Source organism: Zobellella maritima, assembly GCF_003075035.1.
Taxonomy (GTDB): Bacteria; Pseudomonadota; Gammaproteobacteria; order Enterobacterales; family Aeromonadaceae; genus Oceanimonas; species Oceanimonas maritima.
On the sequence record NZ_QCZE01000001.1, the window covers coordinates 1,293,380 to 1,315,112 of the forward strand.

The 21,733-nt window shown below is 58.0% G+C and carries 21 protein-coding genes and 2 tRNA genes; 10 read left to right on the forward strand and 13 right to left on the reverse strand.

All coding sequences use genetic code 11. The annotated features are described in order from the left end of the window. Positions 1 to 9: 9 nt before the first annotated feature. Together pfkB and ptsP are read right to left on the reverse strand one after the other, a co-directional pair. Positions 10 to 945 carry a 1-phosphofructokinase gene (pfkB, locus tag DCS96_RS05885; protein ID WP_116473388.1) on the reverse strand — a complete coding sequence of 312 codons (936 nt, stop codon included), beginning with the start codon at positions 943 to 945 and terminating at the stop codon, positions 10 to 12. Next, entirely contained in the window at positions 942 to 4,148 is a 3,207-nt protein-coding gene (gene ptsP / locus DCS96_RS19040) for a phosphoenolpyruvate--protein phosphotransferase (protein WP_232818193.1), read from the reverse strand. Before ptsP ends, pfkB begins: the two co-directional genes overlap by 4 nt. Positions 4,149 to 4,318: 170 nt before the next feature. Between ptsP and cra the strand changes: the two genes are divergently transcribed. Continuing rightward, the gene (cra, locus tag DCS96_RS05895) at positions 4,319 to 5,296 is read left to right on the forward strand and encodes a catabolite repressor/activator (protein WP_116474544.1); all 978 of its coding nucleotides are present in this window, start codon (positions 4,319 to 4,321) and stop codon (positions 5,294 to 5,296) included. Between the two features lie 38 nt (positions 5,297 to 5,334). On the opposite strand, the gene DCS96_RS05900 is transcribed toward cra, so the two are convergent. The 5 genes from DCS96_RS05900 to sohB all read right to left on the reverse strand — a co-directional run bounded on the left by DCS96_RS05900 (position 5,335) and on the right by sohB (position 8,644). After that, positions 5,335 to 6,024, reverse strand: a complete 690-nt coding sequence (locus DCS96_RS05900; RefSeq protein ID WP_116473389.1) for an SDR family NAD(P)-dependent oxidoreductase — start codon at positions 6,022 to 6,024, stop codon at positions 5,335 to 5,337. Between the two features lie 21 nt (positions 6,025 to 6,045). Then, positions 6,046 to 6,582 carry a cytochrome b gene (locus DCS96_RS05905; protein WP_116473390.1) on the reverse strand — a complete coding sequence of 179 codons (537 nt, stop codon included), beginning with the start codon at positions 6,580 to 6,582 and terminating at the stop codon, positions 6,046 to 6,048. Between the two features lie 79 nt (positions 6,583 to 6,661). Further along, positions 6,662 to 7,312 (reverse strand): TIGR01621 family pseudouridine synthase, encoded by a 651-nt coding sequence (locus DCS96_RS05910; RefSeq protein WP_116473391.1) that lies wholly within the window; start codon positions 7,310 to 7,312, stop codon positions 6,662 to 6,664. A gap of 124 nt (positions 7,313 to 7,436) precedes the next feature. Next, positions 7,437 to 7,527 (reverse strand) — tRNA-Ser (locus DCS96_RS05915). A 94-nt stretch (positions 7,528 to 7,621) separates the two neighbouring features. Next, positions 7,622 to 8,644, reverse strand: a complete 1,023-nt coding sequence (sohB, locus tag DCS96_RS05920) for a protease SohB (RefSeq protein ID WP_116474545.1) — start codon at positions 8,642 to 8,644, stop codon at positions 7,622 to 7,624. A gap of 213 nt (positions 8,645 to 8,857) precedes the next feature. Here sohB and DCS96_RS05925 point away from each other — a divergent pair, with 213 nt between their 5' ends. The 4 genes from DCS96_RS05925 to DCS96_RS05940 all read left to right on the forward strand — a co-directional run bounded on the left by DCS96_RS05925 (position 8,858) and on the right by DCS96_RS05940 (position 12,992). Further along, on the forward strand, positions 8,858 to 9,625 hold the full coding sequence (locus DCS96_RS05925; protein WP_116473392.1) for a YciK family oxidoreductase: 768 nt from the start codon (positions 8,858 to 8,860) through the stop codon (positions 9,623 to 9,625). A 102-nt stretch (positions 9,626 to 9,727) separates the two neighbouring features. Further along, positions 9,728 to 10,624: a LysR family transcriptional regulator gene (locus tag DCS96_RS05930; protein ID WP_116473393.1), complete on the forward strand. Its 897-nt coding sequence runs from the start codon at positions 9,728 to 9,730 to the stop codon at positions 10,622 to 10,624. A gap of 81 nt (positions 10,625 to 10,705) precedes the next feature. Further along, entirely contained in the window at positions 10,706 to 11,842 is a 1,137-nt protein-coding gene (locus DCS96_RS05935) for a MalY/PatB family protein (RefSeq protein ID WP_116473394.1), read from the forward strand. 172 nt (positions 11,843 to 12,014) lie between these two features. Then, positions 12,015 to 12,992, forward strand: coding sequence for a TAXI family TRAP transporter solute-binding subunit (locus DCS96_RS05940; protein WP_116473395.1), 978 nt, complete (start codon positions 12,015 to 12,017; stop codon positions 12,990 to 12,992). 125 nt (positions 12,993 to 13,117) lie between these two features. Here DCS96_RS05940 and DCS96_RS05945 read toward each other — a convergent pair. Together DCS96_RS05945 and DCS96_RS05950 are read right to left on the reverse strand one after the other, a co-directional pair. Continuing rightward, positions 13,118 to 13,208: transfer RNA gene (locus DCS96_RS05945), tRNA-Ser, on the reverse strand. Between the two features lie 52 nt (positions 13,209 to 13,260). Next, positions 13,261 to 13,470: a hypothetical protein gene (locus tag DCS96_RS05950; protein ID WP_116473396.1), complete on the reverse strand. Its 210-nt coding sequence runs from the start codon at positions 13,468 to 13,470 to the stop codon at positions 13,261 to 13,263. 126 nt (positions 13,471 to 13,596) lie between these two features. Here DCS96_RS05950 and DCS96_RS05955 point away from each other — a divergent pair, with 126 nt between their 5' ends. After that, entirely contained in the window at positions 13,597 to 14,118 is a 522-nt protein-coding gene (locus DCS96_RS05955) for an HPP family protein (RefSeq protein WP_116474546.1), read from the forward strand. A 242-nt stretch (positions 14,119 to 14,360) separates the two neighbouring features. Beyond that, on the forward strand, positions 14,361 to 15,143 hold the full coding sequence (locus tag DCS96_RS05960; protein WP_116473397.1) for a nucleoside-binding protein: 783 nt from the start codon (positions 14,361 to 14,363) through the stop codon (positions 15,141 to 15,143). Positions 15,144 to 15,207: 64 nt separating this feature from the next. On the opposite strand, the gene DCS96_RS05965 is transcribed toward DCS96_RS05960, so the two are convergent. From DCS96_RS05965 to seqA, 4 genes are all read right to left on the reverse strand, one after another. Then, the gene (locus DCS96_RS05965; protein ID WP_198649935.1) at positions 15,208 to 16,071 is read right to left on the reverse strand and encodes a hypothetical protein; all 864 of its coding nucleotides are present in this window, start codon (positions 16,069 to 16,071) and stop codon (positions 15,208 to 15,210) included. Positions 16,072 to 16,447: 376 nt separating this feature from the next. Further along, on the reverse strand, positions 16,448 to 17,473 hold the full coding sequence (gene astE, locus DCS96_RS05970) for a succinylglutamate desuccinylase (RefSeq protein ID WP_116473398.1): 1,026 nt from the start codon (positions 17,471 to 17,473) through the stop codon (positions 16,448 to 16,450). Between the two features lie 589 nt (positions 17,474 to 18,062). Beyond that, positions 18,063 to 19,706: a phosphoglucomutase (alpha-D-glucose-1,6-bisphosphate-dependent) gene (gene pgm, locus DCS96_RS05975; protein ID WP_116473399.1), complete on the reverse strand. Its 1,644-nt coding sequence runs from the start codon at positions 19,704 to 19,706 to the stop codon at positions 18,063 to 18,065. Between the two features lie 18 nt (positions 19,707 to 19,724). Continuing rightward, complete coding sequence (seqA, locus tag DCS96_RS05980) at positions 19,725 to 20,219, reverse strand: replication initiation negative regulator SeqA (protein ID WP_116473400.1); 495 nt, start codon at positions 20,217 to 20,219, stop codon at positions 19,725 to 19,727. A 130-nt stretch (positions 20,220 to 20,349) separates the two neighbouring features. On the opposite strand from seqA, the gene DCS96_RS05985 reads away from it, so the two are divergent. Genes DCS96_RS05985 through ybfE form a run of 3 tightly spaced genes read left to right on the forward strand, consistent with a single transcriptional unit; the run spans position 20,350 to position 21,706 of the window. Beyond that, positions 20,350 to 21,141 (forward strand): alpha/beta fold hydrolase, encoded by a 792-nt coding sequence (locus DCS96_RS05985; RefSeq protein ID WP_116473401.1) that lies wholly within the window; start codon positions 20,350 to 20,352, stop codon positions 21,139 to 21,141. A gap of 55 nt (positions 21,142 to 21,196) precedes the next feature. Then, complete coding sequence (locus DCS96_RS05990) at positions 21,197 to 21,418, forward strand: DUF2788 domain-containing protein (RefSeq protein ID WP_116473402.1); 222 nt, start codon at positions 21,197 to 21,199, stop codon at positions 21,416 to 21,418. 3 nt (positions 21,419 to 21,421) lie between these two features. Then, positions 21,422 to 21,706 (forward strand): LexA regulated protein, encoded by a 285-nt coding sequence (gene ybfE, locus DCS96_RS05995; RefSeq protein WP_116473403.1) that lies wholly within the window; start codon positions 21,422 to 21,424, stop codon positions 21,704 to 21,706. The last annotated feature ends 27 nt before the right edge of the window (positions 21,707 to 21,733 follow it).

Here is a 21,733-nt window from a genome sequence, read left to right on the forward strand (position 1 = left end):
GAATCTCCTTCATACTTCTACTCGCTCGACCACAATGGCCTGCTCATAGCCATGCAGTTCCTTCTGATTGCGAATACCTACCCCAACCTGGGTCACGGCCATCACCGACAGGGCGCAGGCCCGGCGCAGTGTTTGTTCTTCAGACAAGCCCTCGACAAAACCGGCGCACAGGCCGGCAACCAGGGAATCACCGGCACCAACGGTGCTGACCACCTTGACCTGCGGTACCTGGGCGCGCCAATAGCCCCTGGGGCCAAACCAGTGCACCCCCTCTTCCCCGGCCGAGACCACCACATGCGCTATGCCCTGGGCCTGTATTTCCCGGGCACAGGCCACCAGATCCATACCCTCGCTGACCGGACGGCCCACCAGATCCGCCAGTTCATCGATATTGGGTTTGATCAACGAAGGCAGCCCCTTTATACCGGCCTTGAGGGCACCGCCACTGGCGTCAAGCAGCACCTGCTTGCCCCGCTCGCGCCACATTTCAATCATGCCCTCCAGCTGCTGGGGACGAACCCCGGGTGGCAGGCTGCCCGCCACCACCAGGGTATCGAAACCATTGGCCAGGGATTCCAGCCGGGCCAGTAGCCGATTCCATTCGGTATCGGACACCTGCAGCCCGGGCAGGTTGATATCGGTCACCCGACCGCTTGCTTCGCTGACCTTGACGTTGACCCGGGTATTGCCGGTCAGGCGTACGAAAGCATCATCGATACCGTGCTGGTTGAATAGCGCCCGAAACGCGGCGTCGTTGTCCAGGCCCAGGAAGCCGCTGACCTTGGGGGTGTGCCCCAGATCACTCAGTACCCGGGCGACATTGATGCCCTTGCCCGCCGCGCCCAGGTGTCCCGATTTGGCCAGGTTCACACTGCCCAGCGCCAATTGCTCAAGTGAAACCGTCAAATCCAGCGCCGGATTGAGGGTCAGAGTCAGAATACTCATTTTGCTTCTCCTACCAGGGCACGCACGGCCTCGGCATCTTGTGCCACCAGGGCCTGTTCGGCCAGTTCACGACAGCGGGCCAGGCTCCAGTCCCTCACCTGAGCCTTAACCAGCGGAACCCGTTTCAGGCTGACCGACAATTCGTCCACCCCCAGGCCCAGCAGCACGGGTAAGGCCTTGGGATCGGACCCCAGCTCGCCGCAGACCCCGACCCATTTGCCTTTGGCGTGGGCGGCGTCCACCGTCATCTTGATCAACCGCAACACCGCCGGATTCAGGCCGTCGGACAAGGTAGCCAGCTCGCCATTACCCCGGTCCACCGCCAGGGTATACTGGGTCAGATCGTTGGTGCCGATGCTGAAGAAGTCGGCCTCTTCGGCAAACACATGGGCATTGAGGGCAGCGGAAGGTACTTCAACCATGATGCCCAGCTGGACATCAGGGGCTTGTATCTCGGCCTGTACCCGATCGAACATCTGCTTGGCCCAACGCCACTCGGACCAGTCGGCGACCATGGGGAACATGATGCGGATCGGCTGATTGCCTGCGGCGGTCAGCAGGGCCCGCAACTGGGTTTCGAGCAGTTCAGGCTGCTTCATGCACAAACGAATGCCACGCACTCCGAGGAAGGGGTTCTCCTCTTTCGGCACCGGCCAGTACGGCAGCGGCTTGTCGCCACCCACATCCAGGGTCCGGGCCACCAGGGGGCGTCCGTCCAGGGCATCGATGGCTTTCTTGTATTCGGCAACCTGGCTGGTCAGATCCGGGGCACTGCTCTGGGCCATGAACACAAACTCGGTACGCAGCAAACCGACGCCTTCAGCACCGGCCTCCACCGCTTCCACTGCCTTGGCGGTGTCACCCAGGTTGGCACAGACTTCAACCCTGTGCTGATCACGGGTGGCCGCATGCTGATGGCGGCTTTCCCAAGCCTTTTCAGCCAGCTCCTTTTCTTTCTGCTGACGGGCCTTGGCCTGCTCCAGGGCCTTCGACTCGGGGGCGACCCACAGGGTGCCGGCCTCGCCGTCAAGGATAACCTGGGTATCCTGGGCCAGAGTCATCACGCCCCCCCCCATGCCGACCAAGGCCGGAATGCCCAGAGAACGAGCAAGGATGGCGCTGTGGGAAGAGGCCCCGCCACCGGCGGTCACCATGCCCAACACCTTGTCTGGATCCATGTTCACCACGTCCGAGGGACCTATGTCCTCCGCCACCCAGATATAGGGTGTGGCCGGTTTTTCCAGTAAAGGAGTGTTACACAGGATAGCCATCACCCGACGGCCGATATCCCGGATATCGGCAGCCCGTTCGGCCAGCAAAGTATCGGGGTTGGCCGCTTGCAGGGTGGCGGCGGAATCGATCTCCGACCACCAGGCAGCTTGGGCGGATTGGCCTTGTTTAATGCGTTCCACCGCGCCTTCAGCCAGGGAGGGATCGTCCAGCAACTCCCGGTGCATGGCCATGATTTCTTTCGCCTGGGTCTGCGTTGCCTCGGCCACACTGGCGGCCAGATCCTCATCGGCCTGCTTGAGCGCGGCATTCAGCTTCGCCTGCTCCGCGGTGGCGTCGTCGGCCCGCTCCGGGTAGTCAAACACCATGGCCGCCTCGACGAATACCGGTCCTATGGCGGTGCCCGGCGAGGCGGCCACCCCCTGCAGCTCGGTATTGGGCGCGATGTCGTGTACCTGGTGCATCTCGGGCTGGCTACCCACCTCCGCCGCTGCCTCCTGTGCAGCAGGCGTTGCCTGGGGGCTTATCTCTTCGCCCAGGCCGGACTCCACCGCCTCGACCAGACCCGCCAGGGCTTGCTCCGCATCGACGCCATCGGCCTTGAATACCAGCTGGTGACCGGCCTTGACGCCCAGGCTTATCACCTTCATCAGGCTCTTGGCCGAGACGCTGTGACCGTCGCCGTCCAGATTGCGCAGCTCAATCTTGGCTTCATATTTCTTGGCGGTCTGCACCAGCATGGCGCCGGGGCGGGCGTGCAGGCCATGGGCATTGCGCACCGTTACCAGCCGCTCGTTGGCAGCCAGGGCCGGGGTTGAGGTCTGGGTATCGGATTGGGCTTCGGACTGAACTGGCTCGACAACCGGATCCACCGTATCTTCACCCAGGCCGGACTCCACGGCCGCCACCATGCCTTTTATCGCAGCATCTGCATCATCGCCCGAAGCGCTGAAGGCCAGGGTATGGCCCAGCTTTACTCCCAGGGTCATGATTTTCATCAGGCTTTTGGCCGACACCGGCTTGCCTGAGCCGTCCAGGTTGCGTACCTGGATATCGGCCTTGAATTGCTTGGCTACCTTCACCAGCATGGCACCGGGACGGGCATGCAGACCATGGGGGTTGCGCACCTGTACCTGCAGCTCACCACCAATGGTTCCGCCCGGGCCGCTATCCAGGGCTGCCCGCAGAGCGTCGGCCGATGCGTGACCGGCCAGCTCCGAGCCTTGCCCGGCCACCAGCCAATCGGCCAGCTGATTCAGGATATTTTTATGGGTACTGCCGCGTGAAGCCAGGGCAAGCAAGCCTTGCACCGGTTGCTGTTGATGCTCAAACGCGGCGGACGGGGTAACCAGTGCCGCCTTGGCCTCTTTGCTGGCGGCGACCTGGCTCAACCACCAGCCTTGCCCCAGGTAACTCGCACTGCCAAGCGCCTGTTGCTCCGCCGCATCCGCGTCCATCAGTTCACATGCTTGCTTGGTCAGCTGTGACAGGGAGCTGGCCGGCACCCGGACACCCAGTTGCCGGCCGCTCAGGGCCAGTTGTTCTTCCTCACCTTGCAGCAGCCGTAGGATATCCTGTGGCTGACGGGCGGCACGGACCTGCTCGGCCAGGTCATCCTGTGACAGGGAGCGAGCCAGCTGTTTCAGCAGGCCAAGGTGCTCGTCGGAGCCGGCGGCAATGCCCAGCACCAGGTAGGCTTTTTCGCCGTCACCCCATTCCACGCCGTCTGGCAGGTGGAGCGCCTTGATACCGGTTTTTAGTACCAGATGCCGTGTATCCGGGGTACCATGGGGAATGGCGATCCCCTGCCCCAGATAGGTGGCGGTTTGCGCTTCCCGGGCCAACATACCGGCGTCATAGCCGGACGCCACCAGGCCATCCCGCTCCAGCCAGCTGGCCAGTTCGGCAATGACCGCGTGTTTATCGGCCAGCCGGATACCTATTTGTACGTCTTGTGTAGACAGTGAAAGCATGACATCACCCGCTAATTTACAAGGATCATTACATCCTGGATCAAGATTGAAACAACAATGATTATTTTATAACTGAACCAATACTGAATCGTTTCAGCATGTCGCGCAAGTTATCCGCCCAGGTGGATGATGATGATATGATCCAGTGCACATTTTTACGGACTTTTAACATGAAACTGGATGAAGTGGCCCGCCTGGCCGGCGTATCTCGCACGACCGCCAGCTACGTAATCAACGGTAAGGCCGAACAACACAGGATAAGCCAGGCCACCCAGGACAAGGTAATGGCGGTGGTCAAGGCCCACAACTACCAGCCAGACCGGCAGGCGGCCGCCTTGCGCGGCGCCCTTTCCCATACCTTTGGCCTGATCGTGCCCGACCTGGACAACCCCAGCTATGCCCGCCTGGCCAAATTGCTGGAATCGCAGGCCCGCCAGGCCGGTTTTCAGCTGCTGATCACCTGCTCAGACGATGACGCGGATACAGAACGGGAACTGGCGATGATGCTCAAGGGACGCCGGGTCGATGCCCTGATCGTGGCGTCCTGCCTGCCGCCGGAAGAGGATTTTTACCTGCGGCTTCATCAGGACATGCCGGTGATCGGCGTTGACCGCTCCCTGCCCCCGCCGCTTATCTCCGTCAGCAGCGAAAACCGGGCGTCGTCGTTCCGCCTGGCCCAGACCCTGGCTACCCCGGATCTGGAGCAGGTCTGGCTGATATCCGCCGCGCCAGGCCTGGGGGTCAGCCTGGAGCGTGAGCAGGGTTTTATCAAGGCGTTGGAGTCCTCCGGGGTTTCTTATCAGGTGCTGTATGGCGATCGATTCGACCGGCAAACCGCGTTCCGTCTGCTCAATGAGCTGGAGGACGTGAACTGGCAACATCCCCAGGCCATCGTCACCACGGCGTTCGTGTTACTGGAAGGAGTGCTGGATTATTTTTACCAGTATGAAGCCCGACTTCCGTCCGGGCTCAAGCTGGGTACCTTCGGTGATCACCGGCTATTGGACTTTATGTCCACGCCGATCAGCACCATAGCCCAGGATCACCATATGGTGGCACAGCAGGTGCTGTCCCTGACCCTGGATGCCATACGCGGCAACTATCGCAGCGGCCACTACCCGATACCGCGGGTCCTGCATCGCCGTTGACACGATTGGGCGTTAGTCAATGGGCAGGAACCAGCCGCTCAAGGCTGGATCAGGCTGCCATCCCAGGCATAAAGATAACCCGACTGCGCCGGCGTTAATTGGTCCAGTACCTGCAGTAAATGCACGGCTGCCTGTGCAGGCTGCCGTAACTGACCTTCGGGCAAACCGGCATGGAAGGGTGCCGACAATCCGGTGGCCACAGTCCCCGGATGCAGTCCCACCACGCAGGCGGCAGGAAAACGCCGCTGCCATTCTACCCCTAGGGTCCTGATGGCCATGTTGAGTGCCGCCTTGCTGATACGATAGCTATACCAGCCACCACCACGATTATCGCTAATACTCCCCACCCGGGCAGACAGGGCGGCAAACAGCAGGGGATACTGCCTATCAAGCCGACGGGAAAGCAACTGGCCCATGGCCAGGGTTGGCCAGGTATTGATATGAACACTGGCAAGTAAAGCAGCCTCATCCAGCTGCTCTATCCGTTTTTCCGGCTGATGACAGTCGTCATGCAACATGCCGACCGTATTGATCACCCGGTCCGGCAGGGGCAGATTGGCCGTCTGTCTGTACAGGGCCTCGGCATCGGTATTGTCAACCTCAACCCATTCATCAACGCTGACTCCTGGCTGAGTCCGGCTGAGCAAAGTCACTGCATGTCCCTGCCTACGGCACTGGCTGGACAGTGCACAACCGATACCGCCCGCACCCATAATCCAGTATTGCATGATGCCTCCGTTACATTATCATTAACGGCCGAACATCCGCTCCCATACCCCATCCCGAGCCACCAGCTTGTGGTACAGGGCCGCGGCCACATGCAGTACGATAACGGCAATCAGTAGCTTGGCAGCCAGCAAATGGCCACTGTGAGCTGCAGAGCCGAGCCATTCTACCTTGCTATCCCAGCCGGGGATGGTGAACCAGTTGAAGACCTGTACATCGCGGCCACCGGCTACCGACATCACCAGTCCCAGCGCCGGCATGGCAACCATCAGGGCATAGAGCAGACAATGACCCGCTTTAACCAGTTTAGCTTGCCGTCCCTGCACAAGGGCAGGCGGTACCGGAGAAAACCGATGCCAGATCAGCCGGACAATGGCCAGCCCCAGCAACAGTACGCCAACGCTCTTGTGCCAGAAGAAAAGCTCCCCTTTCTCAGGCCCCCTGGGCAGGCTGTCTGCATACCAGGCCAAGGCAACAATCACAAACACCAGCAGCGCCATGCCCAGATGAAACAGGCGGCTTGTTTTCCCGTAGATATGTTTTTGATTACCCCATGGCATGATGTCATCTCCCGTTGAAAATTCAGGAGAGCATAGCCATTTGATACTGCACAAACATGTCACTTTGTAACAAAGTGTGTCAGGGCGCCAGGCTGGCAGCCCACATGGTCATGGCCTCCCCATGTTTGACAAACAAAGCGCCTTCCTCCAGGGATGCCTGCAAGTGAAAGTCCTCGCCGCCATAGTGGAAGTCCAGCCGCCAGGCATGCAGGTAGCCCCGATCCGCCGGTGTGCCGCCATAGCGTACATCACCCAGTATGGGACAGCCGATGCTTTTCAGCGCCACCCGGATCTGGTGGGTTTTGCCGGTCCGGGGGAGGATCACGAACGCCCTCAACCCCTGATCCAAAGCATGGGAGTAAAACCGGCTCACCGCCGGGTTATGTTGGGTACGGGTCAGCTTCCAGCTGCCCCGTCGGGCCTTTTCCATATCCCCTTTCACCCAGCCTTGCTTCTTGGCCGGCCTGCGATCGCTTAACGCCAGGTAGGTTTTTCCGATAGTCCGTTCGGCAAACTGCCGGCTTAACACCCGGTTTGCCTCAGGGTTACGGGCCAGCAACAGTACGCCTGTGGTCATTTTATCCAGTCGGTGCACCGGATACAGGGTCTCGCCCAGCTGCTCACCCAGCACGCGGACCAGGCCGGCCTCCGGCCCTTCCTGGTGCATGCCGATGCCGGCGGCTTTATTGACAGCATAAAAGTCCGGGTGGGCCAACAATATCTGTGTCATAGGGGAAATACACCAAGCTGGAGGGAGTTAAATGGCAGCAATAGAATAGCAAAAAGCCCAGCATGGCAAGATGCTGGGCTTTTGTTTACCCGTCAAGTGGCTGACGAGTCATCCATTTTCAATATGGCGGAGGAGCAGGGATTTGAACCCTGGGTGGGCTATAAACCCACGCCGGTTTTCAAGACCGGTGCATTAAACCACTCTGCCACCCCTCCGACGGGCGCCAATATTACGCAGCCTACCCTGGCTTGTAAACCATAAAATCAAGGCACGCGTGCGAGTGGGCAATAAATGGGCAGAAGAGCCCATTCAACCAAAGGGCCGCTGTCCCGCCTCGTACAATTTAAGCAGCGCGCGGTTGACACCGGCTTCCGCCGCCTTGGCCAATTTGTCTTTCAGGGTTTGCTTCGGTTTGTGTCTCAGGCTGATGACATGATGACTGTCAACCTTGTCCAGCAGATACTGGCTACTGGTCATCAGCCGGTCTACCAGACCCAGTTCCTTGGCGTCTGCCGCCAGCCAATGTTCGCCGGTGGCCACCTTGTCCAGCGCCAGCGCCGGGCGGTTGGTCTGGATAAAGTCCTTGAAACGCTGATGGATGACTTCCAGTTCCTCGCGGAACTTGGCGCGACCTTCATCGTCATTTTCACCAAACAATGTCAGGGTACGCTTGTACTGCCCCGCCGTATGGAGCTCGATATCGATATCTTTCTTCTTCAACAACTTGTTGAAATTAGGCAGCTGGGCAACCACACCAATGGAGCCGACGATGGCGAAGGGGGCCGCGAGTATCTGTTCACCGACACAGGCCATCATGTAACCGCCGCTGGCCGCCACCTTGTCGATAGCGATATTCAATTTCAAGCCATGCTCCTTCAGCCGGCCAAGCTCGGCTGCCGCCAGCCCATAACCATGGACCACGCCGCCACCGGACTCCAGCCGCAGCAGCACTTCATCGCCGGGTTGGGCCAGCTGTAACAGGGCGGTGACTTCCAGGCTCAGATCGCTGACCTCGTGGGCGTCCATGCTGCCCTTGAAATCCAGCACATACAATTTGGGCTTGAGGGTCACAGCGGCTTTCTTGGCCTCCTTCCTGGCCCGTTTTACTTCCTGTTTCAACGCCTTGCGCTCCGCCTCTGTTACGGCACTCGCCAGCTGCAGGCGCTGTTTCTGACGCTGTAGCCGGGCACTGATATCATCCACTTCCAGCCGCTCGGCTTGTTGCTTCTGCCTGGCCACCACCCCAGCCACCAGGGCGACCAGCAGCACGATGGCCAAGACCCAAGTCAGGCTCTTGGCCACAAATAAACCGTACTCATAGAAAAATTCCAGCATGGGATCTCCTCAGTTATGCCAGGCGCTATTCTAAATATCTGATCCTCATAGCGCTACCTTGGGATCAAGGCTCGATGCTGAATGCTCACCAGGTCCCCCGGACGTCATGACAGCTCAGAATCCTCCGCTTTTTTAAGCCAGCCACTGGCATCCGACGCCAGAGTCTGGTTTGATCCCTGCATTCCATAACATTCAAGTGAAAGAGGCTTCATGCAGGACTATCACCCATCGGCCGATCTATTGAAAAACAAGGTTATTCTGGTTACCGGCGCCGGTGACGGCATCGGGCGCCAAGCAGCGCTGAGCTTCGCCGCCCACGGCGCCACCCTGATCTTGCTGGGTAAAACCGTGAAAAAACTGGAAGCCGTATATGATGAGCTGCTGGAGCAAGGCAGCCCAGAACCGGCCATCATCCCCCTGGACCTGCAGGGAGCGACCCGCCAGCACTACCTGGATATGGCCGAAACCATCAAACAGCAATTTGGTCGCCTCGACGGGGTATTGTTCAATGCCAGCCTGTTGGGCACCCTGGGACCGCTCGACATGATCGGCGAAGATGAATGGGACAAGGTGATGCAGGTCAATCTCAAATCCCAGTTCCTGATGACCCAGACGTTGTTGCCGCTGCTGAAAGCCAGCGCCCCCTCCTCTATCATCTACACCAGTTCCGGTGTCGGCAAACAGGGCCGCGCCTACTGGGGCAGCTATGCCGTCTCCAAGTTTGCCACCGAGGGCATGATGCAGGTACTGGCCGACGAGTTGTCCAATACCCAGGTCAGGGTGAACTGCATCAACCCGGGGGCGACCCGCACCGCCATGCGCGCCCGCGCCTATCCGGGCGAGAATCCCGAAAGCCTGCGTACCCCGGCCGAGATCATGCCGAGTTACCTCTACCTGATGGGCGACGACAGCCAGGCGGTGACCGGCCAGTCACTGGACGCCCAGCCTGACAAAGTAAGCAAGCCCGCCACTGATTGAACTGGCAAGAATCGCTGAGCCGGTTAACAATAAACAAATAGTTTAATCGGAGTAACATCACAAGGGCCGCCCAGGTCCTTGTTCAGCGCAAAAGGAAATGCCATGTATCGTCCCAAAAGTACGGTAGAGCAGTGGCGTATTTTTCAGGCAGTCGTGGACTGCGGCGGTTATGCTCAGGCCGCAGAAGCCCTCAACAAGAGCCAGTCTTCTCTTAATCATGCGGTTGCCAAACTTCAACAGGGACTAGGTCTGGCCCTGTTGGAGGTCAAAGGCAGGAAGGCCTATCTCACCCCTGCCGGCGAAGTATTTTTACGCCGCTCCCGTAAGTTGACCCAGGATATAGAAGGCCTGGAGCAATTGGCCGATGTCCTGGCCAAGGGCTGGGAACCGCTCCTGCGTATCGTGGTTGAGGCATCGCTGCCGCGCCAGCCGCTATACGATGCCCTGGCCGCCTTTACCAATCAGTCCCGGGGCTGTCGCATCCATCTGCTGGAAGCCCAACCATCCGGCTGCCAGACGGTGGTCACCAAGCAGGCCGCCGATATCGTGCTGGCCAGCCGCACCTTCTCCGGGGCGAGCGCCCTGCCCCTGGCCACGACCACCTATGTTCCCGTGTGTGCCCCCAACCACCCACTGACCGAATTCGACGAAATCAGCCAGGTCGAGCTGGAACATCAGCTGGAATTGGTGCTGGCCGATGGCAGCGAGGAAGAAGAAGGCTGGGCCAGGACCGAACAAAGGTGGATTATCAACCACCTGCACGATACCTTATCGCTGCTGCGCCGGGGCGTCGGCTTCGCCTGGCTGCCGCTGGATGTGATCTCCCCCCTGGTGGAAGCCGGTCAGTTACAGCGCTTGCCCATGGCCCATCATGGCTTGCGCAAGCGCTTTACCCACCTTATCCTGCCCCGGGCCACACCGCCCGGACCCGCGGCAAGCCTACTGCTGACCCTGATCAGGCAGGATTACGGCCTGAGCAGCTCGGCCGTGTCGGCTTAGGGATACGTCCTCGCCAGCGAGAACTTGCCAGCCCCCGACGTCTTCCTTATGCTGGCCTTCTCGTTGTTAACAGGATGACCTATGTTTGATTTTGATCAGTGGATAGACAGGAAGCCAAGCCGAGCACTGAAGTGGCTGAAATATGAAGGGACCGACATTCTGCCCATGTGGGTCGCGGATACCGAATTCAAGGCCCCGCCGGCGGTGATAGAGGCGCTACGACAGCGGGTTGATCACGGCATCTTCGGCTACAGCCGTCCCAGCCCGGCGCTGACCGAACTGATTATAGCCCGTATGGCGGAACGTTATGACTGGCAAATTGAAGCTGACTGGCTGGTGTATATGCCGGGTGTGGTACCGGCCCTGAACCTGGCCTGCCAGACTTTCAGCGAGCCGGGCCACTCCATCCTGATGCCCAAGCCTATCTATTATCCGTTTCTGCATGCCCCCGGCTTCCACGGCCGCAAGGCCGCCCATGTGTCCATGGTCGAAAAGGAGGGTCGCTGGCTGCTGGATCTGGAGGAGCTGGAAGCCCAGGCCAAGGACGCCGAGCTGCTGTTGTTCTGCAATCCCCATAATCCGGGCGGCACCATCTACAGCAGGGAAGAGCTGTTGGCCATCAACGATATCGCCAAACGCCACAACCTGTTGGTGTGCTCCGACGAGATCCACTGCGATCTGCTTCTGGATAAAGGCAAACAACACCTGCCCTATGCCGCCCTGGACGAAGATGCCGCCGACCGCAGCATCATCCTGATGGCACCGAGCAAGACCTTTAATATTGCCGGTCTGTGCTGCTCGTTTGCGGTGATCCCCAATGCCGAGCTGCGCACCCGCTTCACCCGTGCCGCTCGTGGCATCATGGCCGATGTCAACCTGCTGGGGTTTGTCGCCGCCGAAGCCGCCTATCAGGATGGTGATGACTGGCTGGAGGCGCAACTGGCCTACCTGCGTCAGAACCGGGACATTATCGTCGATCGGCTGGGCAAGGTACCGGGGGTCAAGGTGCTGTCACCCGAGGCAACCTATCTGGCCTGGATCGATATCAGCGCGCTGGAGCTCGAGGATCCCATCGGTTTCTTCGAACAGGCAGGCGTGGGCCTGTCTCCCGGTGGCCAGTTCGGTGGCAGTGACTTTGTGCGGCTTAACTTTGGTTGTCCCCGAGCCATGCTTGATGAAGCCCTGCATCGCATGATAGCGGCCATCAATGCCCGCTAACGGGTAGCGGGAAGGGGCGTGACAGACGCCCCCTCCCCATCCGCTCACTGCCGATACATTCCCCCATAGCGCAAATCGTCTCCATTCAGCACCATTAACTGGCATTTATTGACTATCTTTTAAGGGCTTGAACACAAGCTACATGCTTGCCACGCCACTAAGGAAGAGCACTATGTCAATGATCACTCCCCTGGGTGCCGTCATCCTGGGCCTGAGCCTGAGCGCCCTCCTGCCGAACGTCCTGGCCACCGAGCAGACCTTTATCTCCATTGGTACCGGAGGCGTTACCGGCGTCTATTATCCGACCGGAGGGGCCATCTGCCGGTTGCTCAACCAGAGTCGAAGCGAGCATGGCATTCGCTGCTCGGTCGAGAGTAGCGGCGGCTCCCCCGATAACCTCACCGCATTGCGGGCTGGTGAACTGGAAGTGGCGTTGACCCAGTCGGACCTGGAGTATCAGGCGTATCATGGTGGTGGTTATTTCGCCGGCCAGGCGGCGTTCAGCGATCTGCGTTCCGTGTTCGCCCTGTACGGTGAAGCAGTGACCATAGTGGCGCGCAAGGATGCCGGGATCACCCGCTTCGACGACCTGAAAGGTAAACGGATCAATATCGGCCATCCGGGATCGGGCCAACATCAGACCATGGGGCACCTGTTCACGGCCTATGGCTGGACCTTGAACGATTTCAAGCTGGTGTCTGAGTTACGCCCTGCCGATCATGCTCAGGCGTTATGCGACAATCGCATCGATGCCTTTGCCTATGTCGTGGGTCACCCCAACGGTTCCATCAAGGAAGCCGCCAACCGCTGTGACGTCAGCCTGGTGCCGATCGGTGGTGAGGTTGTGGACAAGCTGGTGGCCGACAACGCCTATTACCGTTACATCAGCATCCCGGCGGGGATGTACAGGGGTGTCGATGAACAGGTGAGGACCTTCGGGGTTGGCGCCAACCTGGTCACCCGGGCCGAGATCTCGGAAGAGATCATTTATCAGTTGACCAGGGCTGTATTCGACAACTTCGAACGGTTCGTTCGTCTACATCCCAGGCTTGCCGACCTGAAAAAAGAGCAGATGGTCAAAGTCGGCTTGAGTTCACCGCTGCACGAGGGCGCCAGTCGGTACTTTAACGAAAAGGGCCTGCTGGAATAGCCCCCCAAGGCTTTCCCGGTGGCGAGTGACACCGCTGCCCGGGTGAAAGGAAGGCGCCAACGGGCGCATAAAAAAACGCCAGGCTAACAGCCTGGCGTTTTTTTGCTTTGCTAGCAAAGCGACTATGGCGGAGGAGCAGGGATTTGAACCCTGGGTGGGCTATAAACCCACGCCGGTTTTCAAGACCGGTGCATTCAACCACTCTGCCACCCCTCCGGAACGGAATGCATCATACTGCCGGTGCCGGTGCCTGTAAAGAGCCGCAGGTTTAATTGCCTTTAAAATCATCACTCTGGGTGTTTTTTATCTGATCGGGCTGCGGTTCACGCGGGTACTTGGCAAAGTAGTGTCGCAAGAAGTCCTCATCCAGTGGAGACAAATCGAAATGGTTCAAAGCCTCGGCGATCCGCTCTGCCGTAATCTGCTCCTGCTCCAACAACCATGCCAGCGCCTTGCGCAGGGATTCATGTTCACGCATCTTCATCCTCCAATATAAGTTATAAGCTTTTAACGGAGACACTGCCTTTTATTTTTTATGCATTATGAATACAATTTAATCCGTTTCTTTATAGCCATTCATAATATCCAACCCTTTGAGGTCACCATGCATTTCAAACACCGTCTGCGAGACGCCACCTTCGCCGGTATCGCTGCCTTCGTGGCGATTGTCTGCCTGAGCTATCTGAAGAGCTGGGCACACTTCATGGTATTGAGTGCACCTCTGGGCGCCACCCTGGTGCTGCTACTGCTGCTGCCTTCGGCGCCGTTATCACGCCCCAAACACGTGATCCTGGGGCACCTGCTGACCACCTGTCTGGCCGTGATCGGGCTGGAGTGGCTGCCGGATCCCGTGCTCGGCCTGGCCACCTGCTTTGGCCTTGGGATCACCCTGATGGTGCTGACCGATACCCTGCATCCACCGGCCGGCGCCAATCCCCTGTTGATCTATCTGTCGGGCAATCACCTGCCGCCGATGGACTTTATCCTGCCCAACCTGACCGGCACCCTGTTTCTGGTCGCCTTTGCCAGCCTGTACCACTGGGCCTTTACCCACCGACGCTACCCGTTTGGACCGAAAGTAGCCCATCATAACGACGCCCCGGCCAAGCATAAGACACACCCTTGAGCGGTAGTATGTGGCGGGCCGACAGCCGCAGACCCACTGTCGTTGCTTGCTCGGCACGTCTCTTCATAAGAAGAATCTTCACATGAAGATTAAATTAAAATTGTGACACTCATCACAAAACCACCCCCGACTGTTCTGTAACATTATCGCACCGTGAGTGTTATCCACATGTTTCATTTGGATAAACACGATTTATCGGCAACACGGATACCTTTCCTTTCCTTACATGACAGGGAGTCATAATGAAAAGATCTGCCTTGGCATTGCTGATTGCCGTTGCCGCTGCACCGGCCGTTGGTGCAGATTGGAGCAACACCGAATTGCATTACCAGCTGGGCGAACTCAAGCAAAATCCTTTCGGCCCCGATCCCGAGCAGAAGTCCACCACCAGTGTCTATACCCTGCAGCATGCCAGCGGCTGGCAATATGGGGATAACTTCTTCTTTATCGATTATTCCGACTGGGACGACGGGCAACGTCGGCGAGACTGGTACGGCGAGGGCTATTTCAACTTCAGCCTGGGCAAGATCAGCGGCACCGAGCTGAGCCTCGGGCCGGTGAAAGATGTGGGCCTGGTCATGGGTGTCAATGCCGGTGGCGACAGCAAGATACGCAAGTATCTGCCCGGTCTCCAGCTGGCGCTAAAGGTCCCCGGTGCCGCCTTCTTCAATACCCTGCTTACCGCCTATATCGATGACAGCACAGGGGTCGCCGATGGCGGCGCACCCAGGGAGGGAAACATCTGGATGCTGGATACCGCCTGGGCCTTTCCGTTCGCCTTCGCCAGCCATGACTTCAGCCTGGAAGGCCATGCCGAATATATCGGCAGCCGCGACAATGAGTTTGGTGACAAGGTCAAGGGCCACTTCTTGGCTCAGCCTCAGTTGCGTTACGACCTGGGTAAAACCCTCTTCAACGACCCTCAGCGGCTGTTCGTCGGTATCGAATACCAGTACTGGCACAACAAGTTCGGCAGTGACATTACCGAAAGTGCCGTCCAGGGACTGGCGGTCTGGCGATTCTGATCAGCAGGCGAGAGGCCATAACGCGCCCTCCCGCCTGAACCTGGGGTGTGCCCGCTATCCAGGTCTAGAAATGCCACTCAAGCTGGAAGGTCGGTGCCGTGGTGTTGGTGCCCGCCTTGCCATGGTTACCAAACTTGTTATGCCAGTATTCATACCCCACTCCCGCCCACAGGGTATTTTGCTTGTTGAAGGCCAACTGGCCTATATCCAGCATCAGCGAGCTGCGCATCAGGACCTCGGGCTTGGTTTCCACATTAAAGTAATCCCTGCCCTTTTCGCCGTTATAGTTGGCAAACCCCTGGAATTTCATCGGCAGAAGACCCGCCATAAACGGAATCCCCCAGGCCGCGCTGACCACATAATAGGGATCGAAGCTAATGTCCTTCTGATTACCCGGTAAGCCACAGGGCGTCAGGCCACAATGGTTTTTCTCATAAGCATAGAACAGGCTCAGATCGGCAAAACCCCTGGGCAGATCAAACTTCAGGGTCGGCCCCACCAGCAACAGGCGCTTCTTCGGTGCAAAGGCGGTATTTTTAGTGTTCCAGTCGAAGCCGGCTGACAACGCCACTTCCTTCACCGGACCAAAGCCCAGATCGGTCTCAAATACCTTGCCCAGGTGCAGCTGATGGCGATAAGTCACATAGGCTTCGGTCGCCCCCTTGTCGCCACCGTTTGCCTTGTCATTGCTGTCTGATTGCAGCAGATCCACATTCAGGAAATTCTGCCCATAGGCATAGCCGCTGGTATGGGTAAATTGGATGATATGCTTTTGTATATGATTTGGATTATTTGGCTCGGTAAATTCTGCTCCAAACCTGTATCCAATGTAGGTATCAGACCAGCTTAACGCGGCGGCATAAGGGGTCGTGGTGACGACCAGTGCCAGCGTGGAAAGGGTAAGAGCGCGTTTGCCGACATAGTTCATGATGTGTGATTCCTTCACGTTGAGAAATAATATTCCATCTGTTGTTCAGAAGCATAGTAAAAGAGTGAAGCAAGCCACCCTATTATTGAATACAAAAATGATTACACAATACATTAAATACAATCAACACATTGTTCACATATGTAATGAGTGATGTTGCATCATATACCCGTGAACATCTTGTAGAGCCGTAATGAACCCAGGGTCGTCGGCTACTCAGCAAGCAGGGAGGTAACAGCGGTCCTGCCATTGTGTGGCTATGTCATGGATGCGTCAGGGCAGAGACTGCCGCCGGTCCGGGTGGCACGGCAGCGGCGGATATATTAAGGGTGACGAGAGAGACTTCCCGTCGTCGGGCAACGACGGGGACAAGACATTAATCCAGCTCAGCGCCAGAAAGGGAATAATCAAGGACCATCAGTGCCGCCCGCTGACCCTTGGCCACGGCGGGATTGGGGAATACCACCGCCTCGCTCTGATCACCCACCCGCCAGCTATGCTCAGCGTCTTCGGCCAGCAGCTCACCCGGTTCGAAGGCGGTGAAGTTAGCCACATCCTTGCCAAAATGGAAGTGAAAGGCATCGCTCTGCTTGATGATTTCCCGGCAGACCTTGAACACCCGGATCTGACCTGGCTCCAGGGGTGCCGGCGCCCACTCCGGTTCGCTCACCAGCTGGCGCAGGCAATGATCGACCGCAGAGAACCTGCCCATATCATTCTGGCCGAAGGGCATGACCTTGCCCAGTTCGACGGTAAAGGCGTGGGCGCCGAACCGATGGGCACTGAAATAACTGAAGGTAGTGGTCGGCCCGTGGGCCAGCAGTATGGTGTCTACCTCGCAGTCCCGTAGAAATGCCAACTGGCGGCGACTGTAAGGTTGGCCGTGGGTATAGGGATAGATGGCAAACTTTTCGTACTTTGAAGGCCTGATGGCCGTATGCAGATCATAATGCAGACGCTCGGTATCGGTGCGTTGGCCGAAAAAACGGCCGACATACTGCTCCAGCCTGCCCGCCCGCTGCCGCTCCCGGCCGCCGTTTTCCCCGCGCTCATGGGCGCCGGAAAACAGCCGGTTAAGATTGACCTCAAGCTCGCGTACGCCCTGGTTCATGGCTGCCGGATGTCCAAATATCAGCAGCAATCGGTGCCCGCAGCTCAGTCTGCCCTCGACCAGATCCCGCAGCAGCTGCTCGCACAGCTCTATGGGTGCTGTTTCATTGCCATGGATACCGCAGGAAATCACGATATCTTTATTGCCCGGAGATGCCGGTTCAAAACAGAGTACCCCCGTATCCCAGGCGGACACGGTCCCGCCGCCTGCCAGGGGTTCGCTAAAGGGGGCCAGCTCCCATGGATGTTCACGGCTAAGTGACAAAAAATTCGTAATCCGGCTTCCCTTCATATATCCCTCCAGCTAAACCATTAAAAGCAACATTTCAGTTTGAAATAAAACATGAAGTCAGCATCAATGTCTAGCGGATTAAGGAGCCGGTCCGGCGGCGACTGACGGCAACCAAGCCCAGCGAATAAAAGCGTGCGCCAAGTTAAGCACCAGAACCGCAAACCTATGCCATTTTTACGGTTTCCAGCCAGTTGTTATGCAGATGACCGGGGCGGCCACAGCACCAAAAAAAATGAAGGGCAATAAAACCAAACAACGACAGGCCGGGGTTTCCGGCCTGTCGTTGTATAACATGACTTACCACTGTTCCGGGTCCATCAAGCCGCCCGGTGCACGCCTGGTTTCCAAGCGGCACCTCATCAGCGACATTGATCCTGTTGGCTTAAACCCATCGCATTAAACATGCGATCAATTTGACTGCCATACCTCGGACAAAGGGCCCACTGCACCGACACGCTCAAACACCGCCCTGTAACGCTCAGCACAGGACCTGACCGCCATGGATGTACTCGTAGCGTATCGTGGGAGGCGGCTATAGTGCCTCTAGGGGCAACCCAAAACCCTGATCAGATTGTTAATGTCATTGGTGTTAGACGCCGGCCCTGGCAAAGGCACCGCTCACCAGCTGTCTGGCCTCGTCAATCAGACGCTCGAGGTGCTCCTTATCGCGGAAGCTCTCGGCATAGATCTTGTACACCTGTTCGGTACCGCTGGGGCGGGCCGCGAACCAGCCCTGCTCGGTAGTCACCTTGAGTCCCCCCAGGGAGGCATTGTTGCCGGGTGCCCGGGTCAGGGTAGCAGTGATGGCATCACCGGCCAGGGTGTCAGCCTTGATATCATCGGCATTCAGGCTGGCCAATACCTGTTTCTGTGCCTGGTTGGCGGGAGCATCCAAACGGCGGTAGACAGGGTCGCCCAGCTCACTGGTCAGCCTGGCATAATACTGATGCGGGGTCAGTCCGGTCACCGCCAGGATTTCCGCCGCCAGCAGCGAAGGTATAAAGCCATCCTTGTCGGTGCTCCATACCCGGCCGTCCCTGCGCAGAAAAGAGGCACCGGCGCTTTCTTCACCAACAAAGCCCAGCCGCCCTTCCACCAGGTCGGCCACATACCACTTAAAGCCGACTGGCACTTCCATCAGCGAGCGCCCCAGACTGTCCGCAACCCGGTCGATTATGGAAGAGGATACCAGGGTCTTGCCCACCGCCAGGGTCGCCGGCCATTGGGTCCTGTGGGTAAACAGGTAATGAATACACACCGCCAGGTAGTGGTTGGGGTTCATCAGCCCTTCACTATCCACTATGCCGTGGCGGTCATAATCCGGATCATTGCCACAGGCGATATCAAAACTGTCCTTCAAGGCCAGCAGCTTCGTCATGCTGTAAGGGCTGGAGCAGTCCATGCGGATCTTGCCGTCATGATCCAGTGACATGAAGCCAAACGTCGGATCCTGGCTCTGATTGACCACTGTGATATCCAGCCCGTAACACTCGGCAATCCGTGACCAGTAGGCCATACCGGAACCACCCAGGGGATCGATGCCGACCCTGATACCGGCTTGGCGGATGGCCGCCATGTCGATGACTTGATCCAGCTCGGCCACATAAGGCGTGATGTAATCGTATTGCACCGCCCGGGCCAGGGCCTCGGCGAAGGGTAACCGGCGCACCTCCCTGCAGTCATCGGCGATCAGCCGATTAGCGCGGGCCTGGATCCAGCCGGTGGCCTCGGTGGAAGACGGACCGCCATCGGGCCCATTGTATTTGATACCACCGTCCCGGGGAGGATTATGGGAAGGAGTGATCACAATGCCGTCTGCCAGGGCGTTCTGGTGCAGCCGGTTATGGTTGAGGATGGCATGGGAGATCACCGGGGTCGGGGTATATCCCTGTCCCGCCTGAACCCTGACTTCCAGGCCGTTGGCCACCAGCACTTCCAACGCGCTGCCCCAGGCCGCTTCCGACAGGGCATGGGTGTCCATGGCCAGAAACAGGGGGCCATTCAGTCCTTCCTGTTGCCGGTACTCCGCCACTGCCTGGCAGATTGCCCAGATATGTCGCTGGTTGAAGCTCGCGTCCAGGGCACATCCCCGATGGCCGGATGTACCGAAGGATACCCGTTGGGATGAGACATTGGCATCGGGCGCCAGCTGATAATAAGCCGTCATCAAACGAGGAATATTGACCAGGTCCTCGGTACTCGCCGGCATCCCTGCTCTGGGGTGTATAGTCATAACTGTCCTTAATGGAGATCAAATACTTTGGCAGACCTGCTCTATCAGCCCATGAGAATACCCCATGGCGGCCATCAGCTGGGCGATGATATTGCGCTTGCGGCCGGTATTGGTATTGGTGATAACCCAATAGGGACTGCCGGCGATGGCCTTGGGTTTGGTGGTGTTGCCGGCGGCAAGCAAGGACTCTTCTGAATCAGAAAAGTAAATACGTTTACGCCCTTTAATATCACTTGCCTGGGCGAACGCCGCCGGGTTTTCCTTGTACAGTTCGGACAATATCAACATAAAGCGATCGATGGCTGCTTCTTGCCTGGCCAGCTCGCCTTGCTCCAGCATTTTCTGAATCCCCTGAGATGGCGTCGCCGGTGAGGACGGCTGCTGCCGAACCCGGGCCAATTGCTCATCCAGCTTGAGTAACCGCCGCAAAATATCGGATGCACTTTCCCCTATATGCCGGGTATTGCTGGCAATATAGCGATACAGCTCTTCATCTACCTCTATGGTTTTCATAGTGTTTGTTGACATGTCCACTCCCAATAATGGAGCCCAATTATACATAGGCTTATGCCCTTGCCCAAGCGCTTGCACCCTATCCCGGACAAGGCAACAATAGCGTCACTCTGTTTGAAGGATACTAGGTATGTCATTTAACGCTTCACTGACCCCGCCACTCAACTATCGCCGCCAGGGAACAGGCAGCCCAGTGCTGCTGATCCATGGTCTGTTCGGCAACCTGGACAACCTCAACGGGGTAAACCGGGTACTCTCGACCATGCATGACGTCATCGCCGTCGATGTACGCAACCATGGCCTGTCTCCCCGAACGGACACCATGAGTTACCAGGAGATGGCCTCGGATGTACTGGCACTGATGGACCAGCTGGAGCTGGAAAAGGCTGCCATCGTCGGGCATTCCATGGGGGGCAAGATAGCCATGATGGCCGCCAAGCTGGCGCCGGAACGGGTCAGCAGGCTGGTGGCGGCGGACATAGCGCCGGTCGCCTACCGGCAGGCCCGTCACGATGCGGTATTTCGGGGCCTGTTGGCGGTGCAGCAGGAGGGTGCCAAAGACCGGCAGGAGGCCGACCGGATCCTGGCCCGGCATATCGAAGAAGCCGGCGTACGGCAGTTTTTACTGAAATCCTTTGTGACGGGAGCACCGGAGAGCTGGCGTTTTAACCTACAGGCCCTTGTCGCCCATTATCAGGATATTATCGGCTGGTCCGAAAATGGGCTGAGCTATGCCGGGCCCATCCTGTTTATCAAGGGAGGAGACTCGGATTACCTGCTGCCGGAATACCAACCCGAGGTGCTGGCGCAATTCCCCGCCGCCAAGGTACGGATAATCCCGGGCACCGGGCACTGGCTGCATGCGGAAAAGCCCCAGCTGTTTAACCGGCTGGTACAGGATTTCCTGGCCCAGGCCAGTTAACAGGCTCGAATCCTTTATGGTATAGTGCTGCGAATTTCAATGGGTAGGCAAGATAATGTCATTTGAACAAATCGAGCTGCTGGAAAGCATTGGCCTCAAACTGTTTTTTGTGGTCATTTTTCTGCTGATCGGCTTGGCCATTCAGGATGTGCTCAAACGGGGCAATGTCCCCAAGTTTGGCCGTTTTATTGTCTGGTTGGTATTATTCGTGGGATGTGCCGGCTTTGTCGCCAAGGGCATCATAGAGCTCACCTGGGAAGGAAACGGACTCGGTTGACCCATGGCCAAACAGGATACAGACAGAACCACGCTGGACTTGTTTGCCGACGAACGCCGGCCTGGCAGGCCAAAAACCAACCCCCTGCCCCGCCAAGCCCAGTTAAAACTCAATAAACGTAATCAGCTAAAACGGGATCGTGAGCGTGGCCTCAGTCGCATCGAACTCAAGGTCGATGAACAACTGCTGAGTCAACTCAATGTACTGGCAGCCAAGCGGCAACTCAGCCGGGCTGAGCTTATTTATTCGCTCCTGTTGCAACAGCTGAAGCAACAGGATTTAGACTAGGCCAGAGGGTCTGCAACACACTTTTCG